Raw genomic sequence first — 22539 nt, 5'->3', positions numbered from 1 at the left:
CTTATGGGATTAATTGGAAAACCGGCTGAACAGCTTCCTGATTTTCACATCCGTGAGGATGCAAATAAGGAGAAACTCCGTAAAATTGAAGCGGAGCGTGAAAAGGTTAAACTCGGCGGAGGCAAGGATGCACTCGAAAAACACCGTGCAAAAGGCCGGCTAACCGCACGTGAAAGAATTGCCGGTCTGCTTGATCCCGGAACCCAATTCTTTGAACTGAATACTTTTGCCGCATACGATATGTATATGGAGTATGGCGGAGCCCCTTCTTCCGGTACCATCTTCGGCATTGGCAAAATTTATAACCAGGAGTGCGTCATCGTTTCAAATGATGCTTCCGTGAAAGCTGGTGCCTGGTTCCCCATTACCTGCAAAAAGAATCTCCGCGCTCAGGAGATTGCCTTAGAGAATAACATACCTATCATATATCTGGTTGACAGTGCGGGAGTGTTTCTCCCTTTGCAGGAAGAAATTTTTCCTGATAAAGAACACTTCGGCAGAATCTTCCGCAATAACGCACGGCTTTCAGCAAAGGGTATTCCGCAATTGGCCGCAATTATGGGAGCATGTGTTGCCGGCGGAGCATATCTCCCTATCATGAGTGATGAAACGATTATCGTGAGAAACCAGGGCTCAGTTTTTCTTGCCGGGTCGCATCTGGTGAAAGCCGCAATCGGTGAAGTGATTGATAATGAGTCTTTGGGAGGAGCACAGGTGCAGTCCAATATATCAGGCGTGACTGATTATATCGCAGAGAATGATGCTGAGTGTTTGCAGCTCTTAAGAAATCTTATCTCAAAAATTAAAACAGGAGACAAAGCCGGTTTCAACCGTATTCAGCCGAAACCCCCTAAGTTCAGCAATAAAGAGATTTATGGCGTTCTTCCTGATGAAATTATAAAGCCATACGACACCTACGAACTGATTGCGCGCATTACCGATAATTCTGAAATAGATGAATACAAAGCCGGATACGGAAAAAGTTTAATAACTGCTTACGCCCGCATTGAGGGTTGGTCGGTGGGCATTGTGGCAAACCAGAGAGAGGTTATTAAAAGCGCTGCCGGCGAGATGCAGGTGGGGGGCGTTATCTATTCTGACAGCGCGGATAAAGCAACACGATTCATTCTGAATTGCAATCAGAAAAAAATTCCGCTGCTTTTTCTTCAGGATGTTACCGGATTTATGGTGGGCAAACGGGCGGAGCACGGCGGCATTATCAAGGATGGCGCTAAAATGGTGAATGCAGTTGCAAACTCAGTTGTACCAAAAATCACCATCATCACCGGAAACAGCTTTGGTGCTGGCAACTATGCAATGTGCGGCAAAGCTTATGACCCGCGTTTTATTGCAGCATACCCTTCGGCTAAGATCTCCGTTATGGGAGGCAACCAGGCATCATCTGTGCTGACGGATATTAAAGTGAAACAGCTTGAAAAAACCGGTAAAGTGCTCTCTGATGAAGACAAAAACAAGCTTAAAACGGAAATACTGCATCTTTATGAGAAGCACAGCACTCCTCTTTACGCAGCGGCAAGATTGTGGATTGATGAGATTATTGACCCGGCTCAGACCCGTGAATTTGTCAGCAGGTGTATTCAGATAGCGGATAATAATCCGGAGTTTGATTCCTTCAGGACCGGAGTGATTCAAACATAAGGTCACTCACCTTTTTTATTTTCTGCCAGCTTCTCCTGCTTTTACAGGACACGGCAGAACCGCAAAACAGAAGCCAGCTTGGTCTTAGCATAGACCGGCTTTCAGAATATCTGGCAGGAGTTGACACGGTGAGTAACCCGGGCCTGACCGAACTTGAACTTATTGACTCCCTCTTTATAAAAGCGGATACTATGTATCCTGATGACGCCGCTGAAGCGCTCCTGGTTCTCTGTTTTACACTTATACCCTACCGGGAGGTTCCCATGGAGCTTCCCTTCGGGCTGGGTACCCTCCGTTATCCGCTTCCTGCTGCTGATCTGACCACGTATGACGCAAAAAACAGAAACATCCCCCGGCGATTTCTTTTTGACTCCCCCGCCGATCATTTTGGAGATGCTGACAAATTAGCCCATTTTTTTGGAAATGCTTCGGCTGCTTACCGGATGCGAAGTAACAGCGTTGTACGCTTTTTTGGTAACTTTGTAGAGTTATTCGAAAAAAACTTTAATACCGAAGCCGATATTGATTTGCGTGATGTAAACATAAACGAACTTGGCGTGCGTTATGGCTGGCATCTGCTCTCACAAAAGACCGTGCCCTCGGTATTTATAACCGGTTATAATATTTATCATCTGTTTTTTTATCTATGAACCGAATCCTGATAGTTGACGACGAAAAAGAAATCTGCGAAAGCATAAAGCTGATTCTTGAATTTGAAGATTACACCGCCGGATATATCAATGACGGCAATCTGGCGCCTTCAGTTCTGAGTGAAGAAGCTTACGATATGGTGCTGCTGGATATCCAGATGGGCAACTCAAACGGATTTGAAATCCTGCAGCAGATTAAAGCAGTTCACCCTGCCCTGCCGGTGGTAATGATCTCAGCATACGGAAATATTCAGAATGCAGTGCAGGCAACCCGGCTTGGGGCTTTTGACTTCCTCGAAAAACCGATTGACCGCGACAAACTTCTTATAACGGTCCGCAATGCTCTTTCTCAGATTAATCTGGCGCGGGAAAATGAACGTCTTAGGATTGAATCTCTTTCTGACACAAAAATCCTGGGGGAAAGCTCTGCCATAAAAAAGGTATTAGACCTTATAGCCAAAGTTGCCGAAACCGATGTGCGAGTATTTATTACCGGCGAAAATGGTACCGGCAAGGAGCTGGTTGCCAAGGCAATTCATGAAATGAGCCAGAGGAAAAACTCCCCCTATGTTGACATTAATTGTGCAGCCATACCAAATGAGCTGATTGAGTCAGAACTTTTTGGGCACGAAAAAGGCGCCTTCACCGGTGCAATACAAAATAAAACCGGTAAATTTGAACTTGCCCATAAAGGCACGCTATTCCTTGATGAAATTGGAGATATGTCACTTCAGGCACAGGCAAAGGTTTTACGCATCATAGAAGAAGGAAAAGTTGAAAAAGTAGGGGGAAATAAAAAAACCGAAGTTGATGTGAGGATCATAAGCGCAACGAATAAAAATCTGAAAGAAGAAATTGAAAAAGGCAACTTCAGGGAAGATTTATTCCACCGGCTGAATGTAATCCCCATCGTAATCCCCCCGCTCAGGGAAAGGACTGAGGATATACCCATTCTGGTAAAAGCTTTCACGGAAAGAATTTCAGAAAAGTATAAAAAGAAAACCAAACATTTTTCAAACGATGCCATCGAGCTGATGAAGCAGCTCCCCTGGAAAGGAAACATCCGTGAATTGAGAAACATTGTTGAGCGGATCATCATCATTATTGACAAACCGGTGATTCAGAAAAGTGACCTGGAAAGTCTGCTCCCTTATGAAAAACAGTCCATCAATGATTTAATTGACCAGAGCAACTCGTTCCAGGATTTTAAGGAAAAAGCCGAAAAAGCATTTATCCTGAAGCAGCTTGAGGCAAACGGATGGAATGTTTCAAAAACAGCAGAGCTGCTTGAGATTCAGCGGAGCCACCTCTACAACAAAATGAAAAAATATGGCATAGAAAAAGGAGAATAGTGCTATGGCAGAAACAATTTTTTCAAAAATTATCAGAAAAGAAATCCCGGCAAATATCGTTTATGAAACAGATTCGGTACTTGCCTTCAGGGATATCAACCCGCAGGCACCGGTACATATACTGATAATTCCTAAATTAGAAATACCCACCATACGCGAAATCCGGCTGCCTGACCACACCACATTGCTGGGTGAGCTTATTGCTGCAGCAAACACCATTGCAGAACAGGAAGGCATAAAAGAAGACGGATTCAGATTAGTAATAAACTGCGACAAAAACGGCGGACAGGAAGTATATCACCTTCACCTGCACCTGCTTGGCGGCAGAAAAATGAACTGGCCCCCGGGATGAGGGAATTAGTTGAGAGTTGAAAATTGAAAGTTGAGAATTTATTATTCAAATTTCTTCTTTTTTGATGTTTTCACAATGGAATGCAATATTTTAGTCAACTCATCTGCGTCTTGCTTTATTGATTGATGTTCTTCAGTTTTTAAAATCCCACCAGCTAATAATAAATCAAGCCAATATCCGGTTTCCTCTGACTCTTTTAAAGCTATGTTCATTTTGTGAATAAAGTCAGCTCTTGACTCAGCGTGTTTCGCTTCCCGGACATTTGCACCAATCGAAGTACCAGATCGCAGCAATTGACGAGCAAGAATAAACTCGCCTTGTTTTTGTAAGTACTGAGATAATTTTATTATTCTTACCGCAAAATTAAACGATTTTTCTCTAATAATGGATTCAATCATGGATTTTAATTCCGCTTAAAATTATCAGTTCTCAATTCTCAATTCTCAATTCTAAACTATCTAATACTCGGCTATCTTCTCACCGTAAGGCCAGTAGTCTGCTGCGAACACAAGCGTCCCCTGCTTATTCAGAGTTACCCGTATCGTACCAAAGTGATCCATTATATAATAATATAGTTATTTTTTTCGTATGGTGAAAAAAGCAGTTCGCCTATCGGCTTTAGTGCTGTCCGTCTTTCTTTCTTTTATATGAATGATAATTTCATTTTTATCAAGTTTCCGAAAAGAGCTTCTCAGAAAACTTTTTTCGCCGCCTACATATGTCATGGCAAAACTATTTTTTGTAGAGTCATTGTCTATCGTATGCACTGAATATTTTTTATAGAATTCTATTGAAAAGTCCACGGTTTCTATTATTTCGATGTACAGTGTGTACCCCTTCCATTCATCACGTGAAGGTTCCTTTACAGGTTTAAAATAGTTGCCGTGAACCCAACTTTTTTCAGCCCATGCCTCTCCGAATCGAAGAGTGAAAGTGCTGTCAATTTTTAATATTTCAGGTTCAACAACATACTCATAACTAAATACACCGAGCCGTTTTGAAAATTCAATATCATCTGATAAACCTGCTCCACCATAGTCAAAATAAGAAGTATAAATATTCACAATTACATAAATAGTTATAAGTATTACGGCAAAAATAAACGTGCCCAACAAATAAGATTTTAACTTCATGTAAAATATGCATTTTATATTATTCTAACCCTGCTTCGGCTTTTTTTCTCTTATAAACCGTATCATTTGATAAGATTAACTCAAATCCCACATTATTAGCTTTTATAATTTCATATCGAATATTTGGTATCGCATTATAGTCTTTATAGGTAACACCACTACTAATTCCATTCCCATTCATGGGCATGTTGACATGGCCACCGTGTAATGCTATAGACTCAAGAGCTTTTGTAACAACATCCATGCAGTTGTTTGTGAGCAATTTATAAAGTTCCTTAGCATTTGTTAAGGCTGCATTAATCATTTTTCTATCTTCGTCTGTATCGGAAATCATCCAATAACCCACCTCATAATCTTGCCTATCCCTGTCCTCAACTTCTGCAAGGAATTGATTAAAAGTTTCTCCTTCTTCTTGTACTAAATAAGTAAAATCTGACTTCCCATATAAATCTTTTTCTCCCTCCAGTGTACCGTTTTTGGATATATAAGTCCAACCTGTTTTACTATTCCCGATAAGTATTGCAGAGTGCCCGGCTCTATTAGCCCCTTTTGGCGCAAGCAATACAATAACATCCCGTCCATCCGGGTCATAACTATTCAGCGGATTGCCCATCACATAATTATACGGGCTCCAGCCGGGGTATTTATCAGCCAAAGGGTCAACGGTCATCCACCTGCCCAGATCTGAGTCATAATACCTTGCGCCAAAATAATCGTAACCGGTTTCAATATCTCTTTCTTTTTCTGTAAACACATATTTCTGCGCGGCGGTACCTCCGGAAACATACTCTGCCATTTTTTCTCCGTACGGCCAGTAATCTGCGGCAAACACCACCGTACCCTGCTTATTCAAAGTAACTCGTATGGTACCCAGATGGTCTTTGATGTAGTAATATGGTTCATCACTCCGCTCGATCAAAATAGAATCTATCCGGGTTTTATCGCAGCACATCGTAAAAAATATTTTTATCCTTAATCGTTATATTTCAAGTTTATATATTCCTTAACGTTTGCTATACATCCTGCATAATTGGTAGAATAAGGTTATAATATTAAAATATAATAATCCACGCCATAAAAAATATCCAGGTAAATTTAAATGAGACATAAAATTATAAGGTACAATGATTGCACCATTGATATCACGGTGAATATTTGTTCCTTCATTATGAAAAAAATCAAAATAATTTGAAGTTTCAATAGCTAATGAACACCCAATTAAAAAACTCGTGATTCCAATCTTTATAATTCTATTACCATCTCCCTCAAGAATATCTTTCATATTAAATATATTTGTAAGTACAAAACAGAAGAATACTCCAATAACGATAAAATAATAAGGATTTTCAAAAAATCTCATACTTACAAAATATGGGCTACAAAGTATCGAGATCGTTAAAATAGTTAAAGAAATTACAAGTATTGAGCTTAATTGAATATTCTCACTATTTGATTTGCTTATTTTCTCCTGAAGTTTGCTATTCTGTAAAAATATTGTTGTAACTATAATAAATAGTATTGAAGGAGAGAATCCAAATATTGCATAGTCTTTAGTAAACATTCCATCAATTCCAAGACCATTACTTGTTCCGAAGAATGTTGAATATCCATCTACTAAATGAACTATTTCTCCGGAAGGACTAATTTTAAAATAGATATAGTTAAGAACTATTATTAGAATTACTACGGCTGATAAGAAAAAATACTGAATTTGCTCTTTCATTTCATTTCCTTCGCCAAAGATTCAACTGACTACTTTTCCACCCAGTTTCCTTAACATATCCTTTGTGAAACAAATGCTTGTTATACCCAAAATATTCACTTATTTTGGTTGCATTACCATTAAACTCACTCCCTGTAACTGGGTGTCCGTGTCCAACTGCTTCATGAAAAAATACTACCCCAACTGTCCCATTCTTGTATTGGGCTTCACTCTTTGAAAGCACTACATCATGATTATTCTCGTTTCGGTTGATTTGGCCAATTATGCTTTCACCATCCGATCTATAATACCCTCCGCCTCTATTATCAGCGGTTTCTGAGAACACAACATTGTAAATGTGTTCTGTAGAAGCAAAAACATCATAAGCTGCGGATAAGTATTTGTCCTTTCCCCAATCTAAACTACTTTCATTTGCATCAATCCTAAAATAGTGTTGATTATTATCCCCATCATTAATTTTGATTTCTACAATAAAGACGTGTTCTCCCCCAAGTACTTTGTTTATCTCTTTCGCTAATCTTTCAGCATCCTTTCTGTTATTTAGTCGTACCTCCTTGCCATCTGGATCAATACTATTCAACGGATTACCCATCACATAATTATACGGGCTCCAGCCAGGGTATTTATCTGCCATGGGATCAACACTCATCCACCTGGCAAGGTCAGAGTCATAAAACCTTGCTCCAAAATAATCGTAGCCGCCGGAACAAGTTGAAAGTTGAGAATTGAAAGTTGAGAGTTTCTTCTCAAAATTCTTCATTGCTAATGCTTTCAATATTTCTATTAACATCTAGGTATATTAATCACTATTTTTTACATTCTTTTATAAAACTGACTATTTTGTTATTGATCCATTGGTATTGTCAATTTTAGGGCTTTAGCAATGTAGTTAAGAGAAAGCATTACTATCTGAAACCAAATTAAACTGAATCTTAATTTCTCTGACCAATGCTTTGCTTCTCTAAAAGGTTCAAGATAATATGCAACTATTATCCATAATCCCAGTAATAATAAGTTAATTAAATCTAGAATCAGGTTGTTATCACCAAATTGTATATAATCGCATAATAAAATATATAATTCCTATTACTATTAAACTTATAGTTTTTATTCTAATGGAAAACTGAGCCATGCGGGATACAAGATCAGTATTAGAATCTTTTTCGTCAACCCCAGCAGTTGGATCCTTAAATTCCAGATAGAGCGATCCTAAAAGTACAAAACCAATAATTATATCTGCAACCAACATATCAAAATCCTAAAGAATTAGTTATCACATTATAACTACTCCCAAAAACATTCTTGGTCAATTTTATTTCTTGATCGGAGAGAATTTTTGATGCTCCTATCTTTCGATCGATAAATGCCCCAAAGAAATAGACTCCCGCATCTACACTTGCATTAATTCCATCAGATGATGATTGTGATATACCTGCCTTTAATACTCCCGCTGTCATACTAATATTCCCTGAAATATTTGAGATAGTAAAAAATGTACCCGATACTGGTGGAGCCCAGACCGTAAATAAAGCAATTCCTCCTGCAATTCTTGAGGTTTCGGCAGAATAATTTTCCACTTCTTCCAATCCTTTATAGGCAGATTCTTCAACTTTTTTCTTAACTGCTTTTGCTTTTGTTCCACTTGAAACGATCTTTCTTATCTCGGCTTGATTTGATATTTCACTCCCTCCGCTTGGATTCACAACACTACCTGTAAATGTTATTTGAAGTTCATACCATGCATCTGACAAAGCCTGCAACAGATTTATATTTTTTTTCTCTTTATCCTTTTTATCTTCATCGCCATCGTTCACCTTCATCCCATCCGGATCCACCAACCTCAGCGGGTTCCCCATCACATAATTATAAGGGCTCCAGCCGGGGTATTTATCCATCAGCGGGTCAACCGTCATCCATCTGCCCAGGTCACTGTCATAAAACCGCGCTCCAAAATAATCGTAGCCGGTTTCGGTATCGCGTTCCTTTTCGGTAAATATATACCTCTGTACGGTTCCGGTTCCTGAGTTATATTCTGCCATTTTTTCGCCGTAAGGCCAGTAGTCTGCTGCAAATAGAATGGTGCCTTGTTTATTTATGGTCACCCGTATGGTGCCCAGATGGTCTTTGATATAAAATATCGGCTCCTCACTCCGTTCAATCTGCGGTGGTTCGGTTTCATAGTTCCAACTCCAGGTTTGCTCTGCTCTGCCTTCCAAGCCAAGACCGTAAATGTTATAAAACATGAGCGTATCTGAACTCCCGCTAACTTTGAATATTGCAAGTTCCTGACCAGTATGATCACGAAGGTAAAACTCCTTAGTTGTACCAAATTCTTTATATATACGGTTGCCGTTGTCATCGTATGAATACTTGACCGTTGTTCCGTTTGCGCTGAACTGCAAGGGCAAATTCCTGTTGTCATAGGTAATGTTAGAAGTTGAACGGTATTCGTCTGCGGTTATGTTGCCCCGGCTGTCGGTGGAGTAGTTCGCCTCATAATACCCCATATTATCATCATTACTCAGTTTATTACCAATAGAGAGAGGGTAAACAAGAAGATATGCAAGTGGGAGTTCGTTCTTCATTGGATAATTCTTTTAAGCATTGGAAGTTTCCGCCTGTTTTGATGATTATTTGCTCTAAATTAGCAAAGTCAGAAAATTAGTACAAGAAAATTCTGTTCTCAGGAGCAGAGGTGTGAGATAAATCACAAATATAATCTGCAATACATTTCCCCTCACTTTCCTTCTTAAAAATACTATCGCTGTTGTTTAGCTGAGATTTATCTCCCCATTCAATCCTTGTTAAATCTTTTCGTTATCTCAGAATCTGTCGTAATTCCCAGTTTCAGGGCGGAATAGCCGTATTTTTCCCGCAGGACATTCACTGCTTCAATGAGTTTATCCCGCTTTTCCTGCACTTCTTCAAATAACTGCTCCTGACGGCCTGAGGAAGTAAAGTTGGATAATTTTATTCCAATCAGGCGCAGCGCAACTCTTCTCTGATACGCATTTTCAAACAACTCTTTTGCGGTTTCAAATACCGTCTGATCATCGTCAGTTGATTTTATGGTGTGGGAGCGGAGTACCGTTTCAAAATCTGAATACCTGATCTTTACTGAGATGGTTGATGCAAGCGAATACTGATCACGCAGCGTCTGGCAGACTCTTCCGGTCAGCATAAACAGCACTTTTATCAGTTCTTTTTTGTCCGATGAATCATTTGATAAGGTAACTTCTTTTGAAATACTTTTTTGCTCACGCTCAACGGTGAGTATGGTATTCCCCCTACCCTGTGCTTTTTCCCATAAATCCATCCCCGCTTTACCGAATGAAGAGGTAATAAAATCAAGCGGAAGTTTAAGCACATCGCCAATCTTATATATCGCTCTTGCGTTAAGCTGTGCCAGGAATTTTTTGCCGACACCCGGTATTACCTCAACAGGAAGCGGATGAAGAAATTCTTTTTCTCTTCCTTTAATCACAAAAGTAATTCCGGCAGGTTTATTAAAATCAGAGGCAATTTTTGCAATGGTTTTATTTGCTCCTATTCCAATGGAACAAGGCAAACCGGTTTCTTTTTTTATGACGGCCTGAAGTTCAGTAGCCAGTTTAAAAAGGGAGCCATAGATTTTTCCGCAGCCGCTGAAATCCATATAAAACTCATCCACAGATGCCTGTTCAAGTATGGGTGCATATCTCTGAAGAATTTCCTTAACCAGACCGGAATACCTGCTGTATTCTTCGTGATGCCCGTGGATATATATCCCCTGAGGGCATAACCTGTAGGCCTGGCGGATTGGCATGGCAGAGTGGAGTCCGAACTTCCGTGCTTCATACGAACAGGCGGCAACCACTCCCCGGCCGTGAGGGTCTCCGCCCACGATCACCGGTTTGTCATTAAGTGATGGGTCAAGTATCCTTTCAACGGAAACAAAAAACGCATCAAGGTCAAGATGAAATATCATTCAGCGTTATTCTTCGTTAAGCATAGTCAGTGTTGTTTTAAGCACGCCGAGTGAGCGCTGGCTGAGAAGGTCAATTTTTACCAGTCCGAGATCTTCAATGCTGTACATATCAGTCTGCGTAACAACAAGCCCCAGTCCTTTATTCTGTGCGTAGTCGAGCGCAACATGATTGGTAATTCTGTCAGGCGCAATAACAATACCCCCCGGATGTATGCTTAAATGCCTCGGGTAACCGCCAAGCTGCGAGGCAAGCAGAACGATTGATTTCCAGGGTTCTTTGTCAAATGGAAGATTTCTTGATTCGGGATACAAGTTATGAATCTCTGGTAAATTAGCGGCTGAAGTCCAGGGTATAAATTTACTGAATTTTGAGATTTCCCTGTCAGAAAATCCATATACCTTTGCAACTTCACGGAATGCTGAACGGCCGCGGAATGTAACCGTAGTGCAGATCATCGCGGTTTTTTCGTACCCGTACTTCTTAAATACATACTTTATGATTTCATCCCGCTCCTTCCAGGAAAAATCAATATCTATATCAGGCGGAGAGAGCCGACCCCTATTAAGAAACCTTTCAAAATAAAGATCATGCTCAAGAGGGTCAACTCCTGTAAGCCCCATAGCATAAGAAACGATACTGTTAGCCGCAGAACCACGGCCAATAAAATACATTCCGCGCTTTTTGGCCGACTCAATGATATCCCAAACAACAAGAAAATAATCAAGAAATTTCAGGTCTTTTATTACACTCAGTTCATAAAGCAGCCGTTCATTTGCCTTCTGGCGGTCAATGGTTTTTCTTTTGCTCAGTCCGGCTGAACAAATGCCATAAAGTTTTGAATAGGCATCTTCCCCATCGGGAAGCTGAAATTCCGGGAATTTATATTTCCCCAGTTCTATATCAACAGAACACTGCTCTGCTATCAGTTCAGTATTTTCAGATGCACCTGTTATCTTCTGCCACCGTTTCTCAACATCAGAAGGATTTTTCAGCCAGAGATCATTATGCTGATATTCCGGTTCAAGATTTTCAACCGTACCTTTGATGCGCATTGCATTAAGAACCTGGTAGAGAATAAAATCATCTTTCCGCAAAAAATATACTGAAGGTGAAACAATATATCTGAGCTGATGTTTTTCGCAATAATCAAACAGAATTTTGTTCTGCTTTTTATAATAGACAGAATCAATCAGCTCAACAAAAAAAAAGGGATTATTATTCTGGCTTTCAACTATTTCAGGAGAAGCACTGAACGCAAAAAGGTTAGAAGAGAGCCCCCTGATTGATGCACCAAGTGAAAAATCTGTCTGCAGTTTTCTGGAGGTAATCAGGCGGCATATATCATTATACCCTTCCCTGTTTTTGGCAAGCAGGCAGATATACTGCTCCGGTTTCTGCGGGTCATCAAGATATACTCCGTAAATCGGCTTGATGTTGTTTTCTTTGCAGGCCTTGGCCAACTGAACAAAGCCGGCCATGGAATTATAATCAGTAATTGCAAGCGCGGAAAGTTTATATTCCGCTGCCTTTTCAACAAGTGATTTTACTGCTACCGCGGAGCGCAGCAGAGAGTGGTGGGTGTGTATCCTGAGCGGTATCATTTAATCCCCGCTGTATTTCAATCCTTTTCCCCCGATATCCTTACGATAATAGATGTTTTGATAGGATATTTTCTGAACTGCTGAATATGCTGTGTATATAGCTTCGGCCAGAGAGCCCTTTTCAGAAACTCCGGTCACGCTTAAGACTCTGCCTCCGCTGGTGATAATTTTACCATCAGCAGATTTCGTACCGGCGTGATATATTGATACTTTGTCAGGAATTTCGTTCAGCCCCGAGATTTCAAAACCAGTTTCAAATGAGTCAGGATATCCTGCAGAGCCAGTTACAACCGTCACCGCACATTTTCCGTTATGCCGGACGGTTTCTTGCTCAACCTTACCCTTGGCTGAATCACTCAGGAGTTTAAGAAAATCCCCTTCTATAACTTCCATTACCGCCTGGGTTTCAGGGTCACCAAAACGACAGTTAAATTCAACAACTTTGGGACCGCTCTCCGTAAGCATCAGACCAGCATAAAGACAACCGCTGAAAGGATAACCTTCAATAAGCATCTGATACAGCACGGGTTTGATAATTTTTTCACCAATAATCTGCATCATTGAATCATTAACGAGCGGTGCCGGAGCATAAGCACCCATACCGCCGGTATTTTTACCGGTATCATTATCCCCGATTCTTTTATGATCCTGAGCGGGCGGGAGTAATACAAATGACTGACCATCAGTAATAGCGAAAACTGATGCTTCTTCCCCCTCCATAAACTCTTCGATAACAATCGTATCACCGGCCTTACCAAAGATGTTCTTCTCAAATATATCTTTAATAGCCGCATTTGCTTCTGCTGTTGTTTCTGCAATAATTACACCCTTGCCTGCTGCAAGACCTGATGCCTTGATCACCACAGGCATGGAATGTTGTCCTATATATTCCTCTGCTTCTTTCCATTCAGACCGGGTGAACTCTCTGAAGAAAGCAGTCGGAACACCGGCCCGTATCATCAGTTTTTTAGCAAAACTTTTATCAGATTCTATTTTTGCGGCTTCTTTTGAAGGACCAAAAACGGGAATTCCTTTTTCACGGAGAAAGTCTGAAAGCCCGTCCACCAGCGGCTTTTCAGGTCCTATTACAACAAGTTCAATCTTTTTATCAATGATGAACTGATGAATTGCGTTAAAATCAGAGGAAGAGATGCTGGTTAAATTGGTGCCTGTGTCTTCAGTACCGCCGTTACCGGGGAGGAAATAGATTATTCTTTCCGGCTTACCCTCTTTAATCCTTCTGGCTAATGCATGCTCACGCGCTCCAGAGCCAATGATGAGTATTGCGCTTTCAGACTCGTAATGCTGCATTAAACTCCTTTGCTAATATATCAGTGAGGTAATCTCTTCGAAACTTATCACGGAACTCTGTGCTTCCCTCAGACAGCGATGATTTCTGGAAATCAGCGTACAATGATAGAATTGCATTTTTAATAGCCAGCACATCAGCCGGCGGTACGATCACAGCAGCATTATACTCCTGTAACGTTGATTTTAATGCACCATCAGCCAGACATGCAAGAATTGGTTTTCCGGAACCGATATATTCAAACATTTTTCCGCTTGAAATAGTATCACTGTTTTTGCCTTCCCCAACCATGAACCAGAGTGCTGAACTTGATTTAAGAATCCCGACTGCGTCAGTATGGTTCAGATAGCCATGCTCAACAACATATTCACTCAGGCCAAGTCTGGTTATCAATTTGCGGTTTTCTTTACGGAGTATTCCGGCGAAATGAAGCTTCATTTTTTTAGCTGCTTCCGGTTTTTCATCCGCAATCATCCGGAATGCTTCAAGAAAATATTTCGGCGTGATATGTTCGTAAAATATGCCGGAATATGTCAGATGGAAATACCCTTTTTCAAGAGTTATATTCTGCGGGTTATTATTAAAATCCTCAGGATCATAACCGTGAGGCAATATGGTAACATCAGGAAACTTAAGAAACTGATAGTATTCCATCAGCCGTTCTTTTATTTTTCTGTTCGTCACAATAATCTTATCCGCTGATTTCAACACTTCATATTCCTTTTTCCTGTTAAGCGATTTATGAAGCGGAGTTGGATATATAGCAAAGTGGTTGCCAAGCCAGAGGTCACGGTAATCAATGATCAGCGGAACATCAAACTCGGTTTTAAGCAGAGCGGCATACTCAAACATGGAAAACGGCGGACCGCTGATGAATATCAGGTCATATTTATACTCTGACATCATTTTACGGCAGTATTGATATGCCTGCACCGACCAGGATTTTTTATTATCAGTCACATAAAATATACTGCTGATAAACTTGAGGGTCTTTCTGATAAATTCAGGAGGCATTTCTACCACCCCCTTTTTTCTCATACGGGAATTTATCTCTTTCCCTTTTACCCTGTGGATTTCCACATCCTTCTCTTTAAGATCATCAAGCAGGGTCTCATCAAACGCATAATAAGCTCCCGGTTCGCAGGTTACCACTGTCGGTTTCCAGCCATTTACCGGAAGATATTTCACGAACTTGAGAGTTCTTTGAACCCCGCTTAAACCAAGCGGCGGAAAATAATATGCTAGTACTAATACATTAAACATCAGAATACTGTTAAATTTATCCCTGAATCTTTTGTAACCAGAATATCACACTCATAGCGGTAGCCGAATTCATTTTCGAAATACAACGCGGGTTCAAGGGTAATGATCTGGTTTTCTTTTAAAGTTTCTTTAGAATATTCACTGATTCGTGGAATCTGGTGAACTTCATATCCAAGACCGTGCCCCAGGGCATGGGTAAAGTTATGTGTCATATTCACTTTCTCAAGTTCTGCTTTCCACATCTGTGCAAGTTCACTTACCTTAACGCCTGCATTTACTTTGCCCAAAACACGCTTAAAGCCGTTGTGAACTATTTTTTCTATTCGTCCGGCTTTAGGATGGTTTCTTATATACGTTCTGGTTACATCTGAACATATACCGGAATAAATCACACCGAGATCAACAAGAAGCACTTTGCAGTCTTGTATATTTCTGTCAGAAGGAGTATGATGCGGCTTTGCAGAATTTTCATCAGCAGCTATAATCGGCTCAAATGAATATTTTTGCGCGGCATTCCTGACAAGTATGCTTTGTAGCTCATAGGCAAGTTCTTTTTCAGTAATTGCCAGGTTTTCATCAAATACCTTCTTGCAATAATTGAACAACTCACTTGTTACATCTGCCGCGCGTATAAATGAATCAAGCTGAAGTCCGTCAGTTACAGAGAGGAATTGATTAACCGCATCCCCCGCATCAGTAAACGTGCATTTTAAACTTTCAGATAAACTGAGATACTCAGCATGAGTTACTCTTCCGTATTCGATAGCTGGCTGTTTAAATTCCTTTCTGAGCGGCTTCAGATAGGTAACTATTGAATTGGTGAATATGTCAGAAGAAATAAAATGTTTAATTTCCGCAGCTTCCTTCTGGAATCTGCGATCAGTTACGAACCTTACTTCACCATTTAATACAAGCAGATAGCCAGGGGTTTCATGCAGACCGGTAAGGTGAAAAATTAATGAAGGGTTTTTTGAGAGAAAAGAATGCACTTTTCTGCTTTTAAGCAGGCGTACTAATTCCTTTCCCCTGTCAAGAAAATATTCAGCGTTCATCAGAGATGATAGTTGGGAGCTTCTTTGGTTATAAAAACATCATGCGGGTGAGACTCTTTAAGTCCTGCTGCTGTAATCTTAACAAAAGATGTTTTTGTCTGAAGCTCTTTTATATTTTTTGCGCCGCAGTATCCCATTGCGGCACGCAGACCTCCCTGCAGTTGATATATGGTTTCTGAAAGTGGTCCTTTATAAGGCACTCTTCCTTCAACGCCTTCAGGAACCAGTTTTGCTATGTCATCTTCCGCGTCCTGAAAATAGCGGTCTTTGCTTCCGCTTTTCATTGCTTCCATGGAGCCCATGCCGCGGTAGAGTTTAAAGCTGCGTCCTTCATAGAGAATTTTCTCACCCGGACTTTCATCTACTCCGGCAAAGAGGCCGCCAATCATAACTGAGTCGGCACCGGCGGCAATGGCTTTAGCAACATCACCGGTGAATTTAATTCCGCCGTCTGCAATGAGCGGTATATCCTTTTTTTCAGTGGCTTTTCTTACTTCCATGATTGCTGAAATCTGCGGAACGCCAATTCCTGCAATGATTCTGGTGGTGCAAATCGAACCAGGGCCAATACCAACTTTTACCGCATCAACCCCACATTTAATGAGGTCAACCGCTGCCTCGTAGGTTGCGATATTTCCTGCAATCAGGTCTATATCCTTAAACTTTTTGCGCAGGTGTTTTACCATTTTAAGAACGCCCTCACTGTGTCCGTGAGCAGTGTCCACCACAATTGCATCAACACCTACTTCAACCAATGCATTTACACGGTCAACAGTATCAGCAGTAATACCCACTGCTGCTCCCACTCTCAGACGACCGTGGCCATCCTTTGATGCATAAGGGAACCGCTTCTTTTTTTGTATATCTTTAAAAGTGATTAACCCTTTAAGTTTTAAGTTACGGTCAACAACAGGGAGCTTTTCAATTTTGTGCTCCTGTAATATCTCTTCTGCTCCCTCCAGGGTAGTACCAACCGGAGCAGTAATAAGATTTTGAGAAGTCATTAACTCATAAACTTTTCTGCTCAAATCCGGTTTGAATCTGAGGTCTCTGTTGGTAAGAATACCAATCAGTGTATTCTGATCATCAATAACAGGAATGCCAGAAATGGTATATTTCCTCATAAGCTCAAGTGCATAACCTATTGTATCATCACCTTTTAGCGTGACCGGGTTAAGTATCATTCCGCTTTCAGAACGTTTAACCTTATCAACCTCAGAGCGCTGATTTTCTATGCTCATGTTTTTATGAAGAATACCAATACCGCCTTCACGCGCCATTGCAATCGCCATCGAGGATTCAGTTACCGTATCCATGGCAGCAGAGATAAATGGTGAGTTTATCCGGATATTCCGTGAAAAGCGGGTTGATATATCCGTTTCCCTCGGGAGCACGGATGACTTGCCCGGCAGTAGTAGTATATCATCAAAGGTTATACCTTCGTAAAGTATTTTGTCTTGCTTTTTGCTTTTCACGGAAATTAATCTTTCTTATCAGTTAAAAGCCGGCATTCCGGTTATATCTTCTCCGATGATGAGCGTATGCATCTCATGAGTACCTTCGTAGGTTTTTACTGACTCAAGATTAGCCGCATGTCTCATTACCGGATACTCATCAAGAATTCCGTTTGCACCAAGTATTTCACGGGACATTCTTGCGATGGTTAAAGCCATTTCACAGTTATTTCTTTTTGCCATACTCACATGCTGGAATCTCAGTTTTCCGCTGTCTTTCAGCCGTCCTAACTGAAGGTTAAGAAGCTGTGCTTTGGTGATTTCAGTAAGGAAGAATACCAGTTTTTCCTGGGTCATCTGGAATCCGGCAATCGGTTTACCGAACTGAACCCGGCTTTTTGCGTAGTTCAGGGCTGAGTCATAACAAGCCATCATAGAACCAACCACACCCCATGCAATGCCGTAACGCGCCTGGTTCAGGCACATGAGGGGGCTTTTAAGTCCGTCACTATTCGGAAGCAGGTTGCTTTCAGGGATAAAAACATTATCAAAAATCAATTCTGAGGTTACAGAAGCGCGAAGGGAGTGTTTACCTTTCATCTCAGGGGCGGTAAATCCCTTTGTCCCTTTTTCGACAAGGAATCCTTTAACTTTGCCGTCAAGTTTTGCCCAGACAACGGCAACATCGGCAATAGTACCGTTGGTAATCCACATTTTGGCGCCGTTTAACAGATAGCCGCCGTCAACTTTTTCAGCTTTGGTTATCATTCCGCCAGGGTTTGAGCCAAAATCCGGCTCGGTAAGCCCAAAACAGCCGATTTTCTCACCGGTAGCCAGTTTCGGAAGCCAGAAATCCTTCTGTTCCTCGCTGCCGAAGGTATAGATCGGATACATTACTAAAGAACTTTGTACCGATACAAAACTTCTGATGCCGCTATCCCCTCTTTCCAGTTCCTGCATAGCAAGTCCGTAGACTACACTGTTCATACCTGCACAGCCGTATTTCTGTGGCAGTGTAATACCAAAGAGACCTAATTCGGCCATTTTGGGGATAAGGTGGTGCGGAAATTTTGATTCTCTGTTGTATTCTTCAATGATGGGGATAACCTCGGCAGAAACAAAATCCCTGACCGAATCTCTGACCATAATTTCATCTTCTGAAAGTAACTCATCCATGTTGAAATAATCAACACCCGTATAATTCTGCATTCAAGCTCCAAAAATTTTAATCTCCAAACTTATCATTCTGGGGACTGATAAACAACCGGTAAGCAGGGGGTAAAACGACGATAACGGGGGTGAAACAGGATTTTTTATTTTACCTTGTCAGGTTTACTGCGCTTACCGATATTTGCGGGATGAATTTTCAAAAACTGAGTAAAACCCCGGTCATTTATATTCTGCTGATTGGACATGCACTTCTGCTTTCCTTTAGTGCGCTCCATTTTCACAGCATTAATATTCATGCTACTGCGGCGTTTTATGAAAAAAATGAATCAGGCAGTCATGGTTCATATTCTGATTTAAGCAATTGTCAGCTGCCCCGTGTCAGCCAGAATCTGTCAGTATATTATTCCAGTCAGGGTATTCCGGTTGCTCCTCTTTTCCCAGCAGAAAATCAGGTTTTTGAATATCCGTCACAGACATTTTTATTTCCGAATCTAACGTCCGTCTCACTCCGGGCTCCCCCTGCTCTTTCTTAAAATCATTTAATTATTATTTACTTTTGCCAGCGGCTAAACCGTCCGGCAAATAATACTATTAATATTATTTATAATTTTAGGAAAGTCACCTTATGAAATTCAATAAATTTATATTACTCTTTCTGTTATTAAGTGCAGCACTGTTTAATGGATGTTCAGATGAAACCAACCCTGTCACTCCTCCTGAAGAGCATTTTGAGCCGGAAGGATGGCTGATAAGAGACGCAACACTTAAACCGGTTCTGGTAGTTTTTCAGGGTGTAATACAGAGTACCTGGAACGGAACAGCTGTAGATACAATATTTAAAGCTCCTCTCAATGCATTGTCAGATCACTATTCCGTAAAATTCCTTAATGCTAATAAGGAGATTATCAATCAGCCGTCCGGCACAGGTTATTCTTTAGGAGTTGTGATAACTGATACCTCTGTTGCCGGTTATGTTAAGGATTCTCCTACAGACTGGGCCTTTCACCTGAAGGGTAAAAAACTCAGCGCTACTACCGTTGAACTTCAGGTAGTGCACAGTAATCATGCTGATGTTAAAACTCCCAAAATTCCTGTTGTAGTTGTTGAGGATACATCTGCTCATGGAGAACCGGTCGGCCTCAGGCTTTCTTATGAGGATGGATCAGGCATCATTTTCTCAGCATCAGGTGCTGCTGTTACAGGTTCGTTTGAGATAAGAAAGGATTCTCTTTCCGAACATATAAAAATTGAATTTGTTGATGAAAACGGAAGGTATTTTCAGCCGGAGCATCCATTACATACATTAGGAATAAGCGTAACTGATGGGAACATAATAGAAGTACTTCCCGAAGCTGGTGAGCCATGGGTTATAAAAATCCGCGGAAAAAATGCCGGAGCAACTTCGTTCAGGCTTAAAGTACTCGTAGGCTCGGAAGAAGAATATATATCACCTGCTTTACCCGTGACTGTGGTCAACTAATTGTTCCTCTTTTGTCTCTTAATTATTTCGGTTTACTCTCTGCACCCGGCTGAGGTGCAGAGAGATACCATAAACGGAATCATTCTTGATATAACGAATGATTACCCGGTGCCCTACGCAATCGTTAAAGCAAGTGCAACTGATTCTTATACCACATCTGACAAAAATGGTCATTTTTCAATAGTTGTTTTCCCCAGTCCGGGATGTGAGTTTGAAGTATATCACATTGGTTATAAACCTGTTAAAATGCATTTCGCTCATTCGGACAGTATCAGGAAGAATGTAATTATTCATCTGACACCCGCAGCCTTTAACACAGAAACGATTATTGTATCCGGTCAGCATAAAAATTCAACTCATGAAGACCTACATTCATTCTCTGAAGTCTTGCGAGGCAAAGAGCTAGAAAGAATGATGGGTTCAACCATAGCATCAACGCTAAAAAATGAAACGGGACTTTCAATGCGTTCTATGGGTCCTGCTCCTTCCCGTCCGGTTATCAGAGGGCTTGGCGGTGACAGAGTGGTAATCAAAGCTGACGGCTTTTCCACGATCGACCTTTCAGCAACTTCAGCTGATCATGCGGTATCACTTGATCCGTTTACTGTGGACAGGATTGAAGTAACAAGAGGACCATCTGTATTAATTCATAGTTCATCAGCAACCGGAGGAGTGGTTAATGCCGTCAGGAATGAAATCACTGATAATTTCCCTTCCAGCATCAGCGGTCTTCTGGGATCGTATTATGAAACCGTAAATAATGGAGCTTTAGGAGCCGGAGTTTTGAAGATTCCCTATGGCAATTTTCTAGGGCGCTTCGAGTTTGGAAGAAGAAGTTCAAGTGACGTTTCTACCCGAACGGGAGTTCTTAAGAATTCCGGACTGGGACTATCAAATCTCAGCGGCTCGCTCTCCTACCGTTTTTCTAATGGATATACAGGTGCTGCCGTAAGAAATTTTTCACTTGATTATGGTGTACCAGGTGGTTTCACAGGGGCACATCCTAACGGCGTAAATATCAGAATGTTCAAGAGAGAATACACCGGACTCTTGCATGTAGATCTCCCGTCACATCATTTCCCTTCAGTGACCCTCCGCCTGAGCAGAAACTACTTTTCACAGACAGAAAAAGAGTCAAATGGTCTAACCGGAGCAGAATTTGGCATATTTCATTATACAGGTTCTCTTGATCTGCTTATGAATCATTTTTCTTTTTTTGATAATGGATCTGCCGGAATATCGTTTGAGTACAGAGACTTTAATATCGGTGGGTTTGTATTTACTCCGCACACCGTTTCCCGGAATGCTGCTTTGTATTTTTATCAAAGTAAGGATTTTGGAAAGTATTTCTTAGAGGCATCATTAAGATATACCTATGGTGATTTTTTCCCAAGAAAATCAACACAAAGTTTTAACAACCGGTATATTGTAAACCGTAATTTCAATCTATATAGTTTTTCAGTTTCGTTATTAAGAGAATTAACAAATAAAGTTTCTCTCGGTGTAAATCTCAGCCGCACAACCCGTCTCCCTTCAACTGAAGAACTTTATTCAGCAGGCCCTCATCTGGCTGCGTATTCCTACGAAACCGGAAATCCGGCTCTCACTGCTGAATTAGGTTATGGAGCAGAATTATTTGGAATCCTGAAATTATCCGGATTTTCATTCAGTCTGAATCTCTTTTACAATCCTTATGATAACTTTATCATTCCCCGGAACAGCGGAAGATTAAATTTTGCAACTCTCCTTCCCGTCTATGAAACTACTGGAGCCAAAGCACTATTAACCGGAATTGAATCTGAAATTGATTTGGATATAAGTGAGAACATAAGGATCTCTTCTTCTTTCAGTTATACCCGTGGTGAATTTTCTGATGGTTCGCCATTACCGGCTATTCCCCCGTTAAGAAATATAACGAGTGTCAATTACTCAATTAATAATTTTACTCTCGGATGGCAGAGTGAATTTGGTACCGCGCAGAAGAGAACTGACAATTTTGAACAACCGACTGCAGGCTATGGTGTGCATAATGTTTTTACCCAATACTCGTTGATTTCGGAATATTTTATTCATAATGTAAGTCTGAATGTCGAAAACATCTTCAATAAAGAGTACAGAAATCACCTCTCAAGAATTAAAGTAATTTTACCGGAGAGTGGTGTTAATCTTAAATTTATATACAGACTTTATTTTTAGGCCGTCAGTTCATTAATTTAAAACAAAAAACCCTGCCGATCAGGCAGGGTTAATTTGTGCGGAGAGAGAGGGATTCGAACCCTCGGTAGAGCTTTACACCCTACGACGGTTTAGCAAACCGTTGGTTTCAGCCACTCACCCATCTCTCCGTTAGCTGAAAATTTAAGACTTTAAATA

General features: G+C 40.9%; 19 protein-coding genes and 1 tRNA gene. 6 read left to right on the top strand and 14 right to left on the bottom strand.

Annotation, left to right across the window (positions count from 1 at the left end; genetic code table 11):
* Positions 1-3 precede the first annotated feature (3 nt).
* From HRU80_10140 to HRU80_10125, 4 genes are all read left to right on the top strand, one after another.
* Entirely contained in the window at positions 4-1659 is a 1656-nt protein-coding gene (locus HRU80_10140; protein QOJ30512.1) for an acyl-CoA carboxylase subunit beta, read from the top strand.
* Positions 1660-1787: 128 nt separating this feature from the next.
* On the top strand, positions 1788-2309 hold the full coding sequence (locus tag HRU80_10135) for a hypothetical protein (protein QOJ29224.1): 522 nt from the start codon (positions 1788-1790) through the stop codon (positions 2307-2309).
* A complete protein-coding gene (locus HRU80_10130) occupies positions 2306-3661 on the top strand; it encodes a sigma-54-dependent Fis family transcriptional regulator (protein QOJ29223.1) in 1356 nt (451 codons plus the stop codon). Before HRU80_10135 ends, HRU80_10130 begins: the two co-directional genes overlap by 4 nt.
* A gap of 4 nt (positions 3662-3665) precedes the next feature.
* The gene (locus tag HRU80_10125) at positions 3666-4013 is read left to right on the top strand and encodes a histidine triad nucleotide-binding protein (GenBank protein ID QOJ29222.1); all 348 of its coding nucleotides are present in this window, start codon (positions 3666-3668) and stop codon (positions 4011-4013) included.
* 41 nt (positions 4014-4054) lie between these two features.
* Here HRU80_10125 and HRU80_10120 read toward each other — a convergent pair whose 3' ends face one another.
* The 13 genes from HRU80_10120 to HRU80_10060 form a co-directional block, all read right to left on the bottom strand.
* Positions 4055-4411, bottom strand: coding sequence for a four helix bundle protein (locus tag HRU80_10120; protein ID QOJ29221.1), 357 nt, complete (start codon positions 4409-4411; stop codon positions 4055-4057).
* A gap of 177 nt (positions 4412-4588) precedes the next feature.
* Complete coding sequence (locus HRU80_10115) at positions 4589-5146, bottom strand: hypothetical protein (protein ID QOJ29220.1); 558 nt, start codon at positions 5144-5146, stop codon at positions 4589-4591.
* A 19-nt stretch (positions 5147-5165) separates the two neighbouring features.
* Positions 5166-5942 (bottom strand): RHS repeat-associated core domain-containing protein, encoded by a 777-nt coding sequence (locus tag HRU80_10110; protein QOJ29219.1) that lies wholly within the window; start codon positions 5940-5942, stop codon positions 5166-5168.
* 207 nt (positions 5943-6149) lie between these two features.
* Positions 6150-6869: a hypothetical protein gene (locus tag HRU80_10105; GenBank protein QOJ29218.1), complete on the bottom strand. Its 720-nt coding sequence runs from the start codon at positions 6867-6869 to the stop codon at positions 6150-6152.
* Between the two features lies 1 nt (position 6870).
* A complete protein-coding gene (locus tag HRU80_10100) occupies positions 6871-7659 on the bottom strand; it encodes an RHS repeat-associated core domain-containing protein (GenBank protein QOJ29217.1) in 789 nt (262 codons plus the stop codon).
* Positions 7660-8119: 460 nt separating this feature from the next.
* On the bottom strand, positions 8120-9454 hold the full coding sequence (locus HRU80_10095; GenBank protein QOJ29216.1) for an RHS repeat-associated core domain-containing protein: 1335 nt from the start codon (positions 9452-9454) through the stop codon (positions 8120-8122).
* A gap of 209 nt (positions 9455-9663) precedes the next feature.
* Positions 9664-10836 (bottom strand): DNA polymerase IV, encoded by a 1173-nt coding sequence (gene dinB / locus HRU80_10090; protein QOJ29215.1) that lies wholly within the window; start codon positions 10834-10836, stop codon positions 9664-9666.
* A gap of 6 nt (positions 10837-10842) precedes the next feature.
* A complete protein-coding gene (locus HRU80_10085) occupies positions 10843-12438 on the bottom strand; it encodes a DNA polymerase III subunit alpha (GenBank protein QOJ29214.1) in 1596 nt (531 codons plus the stop codon).
* Positions 12439-13749, bottom strand: a complete 1311-nt coding sequence (gene purD / locus HRU80_10080) for a phosphoribosylamine--glycine ligase (protein QOJ29213.1) — start codon at positions 13747-13749, stop codon at positions 12439-12441.
* Positions 13730-15010 (bottom strand): glycosyltransferase, encoded by a 1281-nt coding sequence (locus HRU80_10075; protein QOJ29212.1) that lies wholly within the window; start codon positions 15008-15010, stop codon positions 13730-13732. Before HRU80_10075 ends, purD begins: the two co-directional genes overlap by 20 nt.
* On the bottom strand, positions 15010-16062 hold the full coding sequence (locus HRU80_10070) for an aminopeptidase P family protein (protein ID QOJ29211.1): 1053 nt from the start codon (positions 16060-16062) through the stop codon (positions 15010-15012). The genes HRU80_10075 and HRU80_10070 overlap by 1 nt, the downstream gene beginning before the upstream one ends.
* Positions 16062-17537: an IMP dehydrogenase gene (guaB, locus tag HRU80_10065; protein ID QOJ29210.1), complete on the bottom strand. Its 1476-nt coding sequence runs from the start codon at positions 17535-17537 to the stop codon at positions 16062-16064. Before guaB ends, HRU80_10070 begins: the two co-directional genes overlap by 1 nt.
* An 18-nt stretch (positions 17538-17555) precedes the next feature.
* On the bottom strand, positions 17556-18725 hold the full coding sequence (locus tag HRU80_10060) for an acyl-CoA dehydrogenase family protein (GenBank protein ID QOJ29209.1): 1170 nt from the start codon (positions 18723-18725) through the stop codon (positions 17556-17558).
* Positions 18726-19311: 586 nt separating this feature from the next.
* Here HRU80_10060 and HRU80_10055 point away from each other — a divergent pair.
* Together HRU80_10055 and HRU80_10050 are read left to right on the top strand one after the other, a co-directional pair.
* On the top strand, positions 19312-20166 hold the full coding sequence (locus tag HRU80_10055) for a hypothetical protein (protein ID QOJ29208.1): 855 nt from the start codon (positions 19312-19314) through the stop codon (positions 20164-20166).
* Between the two features lie 54 nt (positions 20167-20220).
* Entirely contained in the window at positions 20221-22362 is a 2142-nt protein-coding gene (locus HRU80_10050) for a TonB-dependent receptor (protein ID QOJ29207.1), read from the top strand.
* A gap of 59 nt (positions 22363-22421) precedes the next feature.
* Here the strand turns inward: HRU80_10050 and HRU80_10045 are convergent.
* Positions 22422-22511: transfer RNA gene (locus tag HRU80_10045), tRNA-Ser, on the bottom strand.
* Positions 22512-22539 lie beyond the last annotated feature (28 nt).

It is taken from the genome of Ignavibacteriales bacterium (genome assembly GCA_015709675.1).
Lineage (GTDB): Bacteria > Bacteroidota > Ignavibacteria > Ignavibacteriales > Ignavibacteriaceae > H2-BAC3.
Note: the sequence above shows the minus strand (reverse complement) of the source record. Positions and strands in the feature narration are given on the sequence as shown.

Excerpts from the sequence above, each read along its gene's own strand:
- HRU80_10140 (QOJ30512.1), top strand. The coding sequence starts at position 4 with ATGGGATTAATTGGAAAACCGGCTGAACAGCTTCCTGATTTTCACATC.
- HRU80_10130 (QOJ29223.1), top strand. The coding sequence starts at position 2,306 with ATGAACCGAATCCTGATAGTTGACGACGAAAAAGAAATCTGCGAAAGC.
- HRU80_10125 (QOJ29222.1), top strand. The coding sequence starts at position 3,666 with ATGGCAGAAACAATTTTTTCAAAAATTATCAGAAAAGAAATCCCGGCA.
- HRU80_10120 (QOJ29221.1), bottom strand. The coding sequence starts at position 4,411 with ATGATTGAATCCATTATTAGAGAAAAATCGTTTAATTTTGCGGTAAGA.
- HRU80_10115 (QOJ29220.1), bottom strand. The coding sequence starts at position 5,146 with ATGAAGTTAAAATCTTATTTGTTGGGCACGTTTATTTTTGCCGTAATA.
- HRU80_10110 (QOJ29219.1), bottom strand. The coding sequence starts at position 5,942 with ATGGCAGAGTATGTTTCCGGAGGTACCGCCGCGCAGAAATATGTGTTT.
- HRU80_10105 (QOJ29218.1), bottom strand. The coding sequence starts at position 6,869 with ATGAAAGAGCAAATTCAGTATTTTTTCTTATCAGCCGTAGTAATTCTA.
- HRU80_10100 (QOJ29217.1), bottom strand. The coding sequence starts at position 7,659 with ATGTTAATAGAAATATTGAAAGCATTAGCAATGAAGAATTTTGAGAAG.
- HRU80_10095 (QOJ29216.1), bottom strand. The coding sequence starts at position 9,454 with ATGAAGAACGAACTCCCACTTGCATATCTTCTTGTTTACCCTCTCTCT.
- dinB (QOJ29215.1), bottom strand. The coding sequence starts at position 10,836 with ATGATATTTCATCTTGACCTTGATGCGTTTTTTGTTTCCGTTGAAAGG.
- HRU80_10085 (QOJ29214.1), bottom strand. The coding sequence starts at position 12,438 with ATGATACCGCTCAGGATACACACCCACCACTCTCTGCTGCGCTCCGCG.
- purD (QOJ29213.1), bottom strand. The coding sequence starts at position 13,749 with ATGCAGCATTACGAGTCTGAAAGCGCAATACTCATCATTGGCTCTGGA.
- HRU80_10075 (QOJ29212.1), bottom strand. The coding sequence starts at position 15,010 with ATGTTTAATGTATTAGTACTAGCATATTATTTTCCGCCGCTTGGTTTA.
- HRU80_10070 (QOJ29211.1), bottom strand. The coding sequence starts at position 16,062 with ATGAACGCTGAATATTTTCTTGACAGGGGAAAGGAATTAGTACGCCTG.
- HRU80_10060 (QOJ29209.1), bottom strand. The coding sequence starts at position 18,725 with ATGCAGAATTATACGGGTGTTGATTATTTCAACATGGATGAGTTACTT.
- HRU80_10055 (QOJ29208.1), top strand. The coding sequence starts at position 19,312 with ATGAAATTCAATAAATTTATATTACTCTTTCTGTTATTAAGTGCAGCA.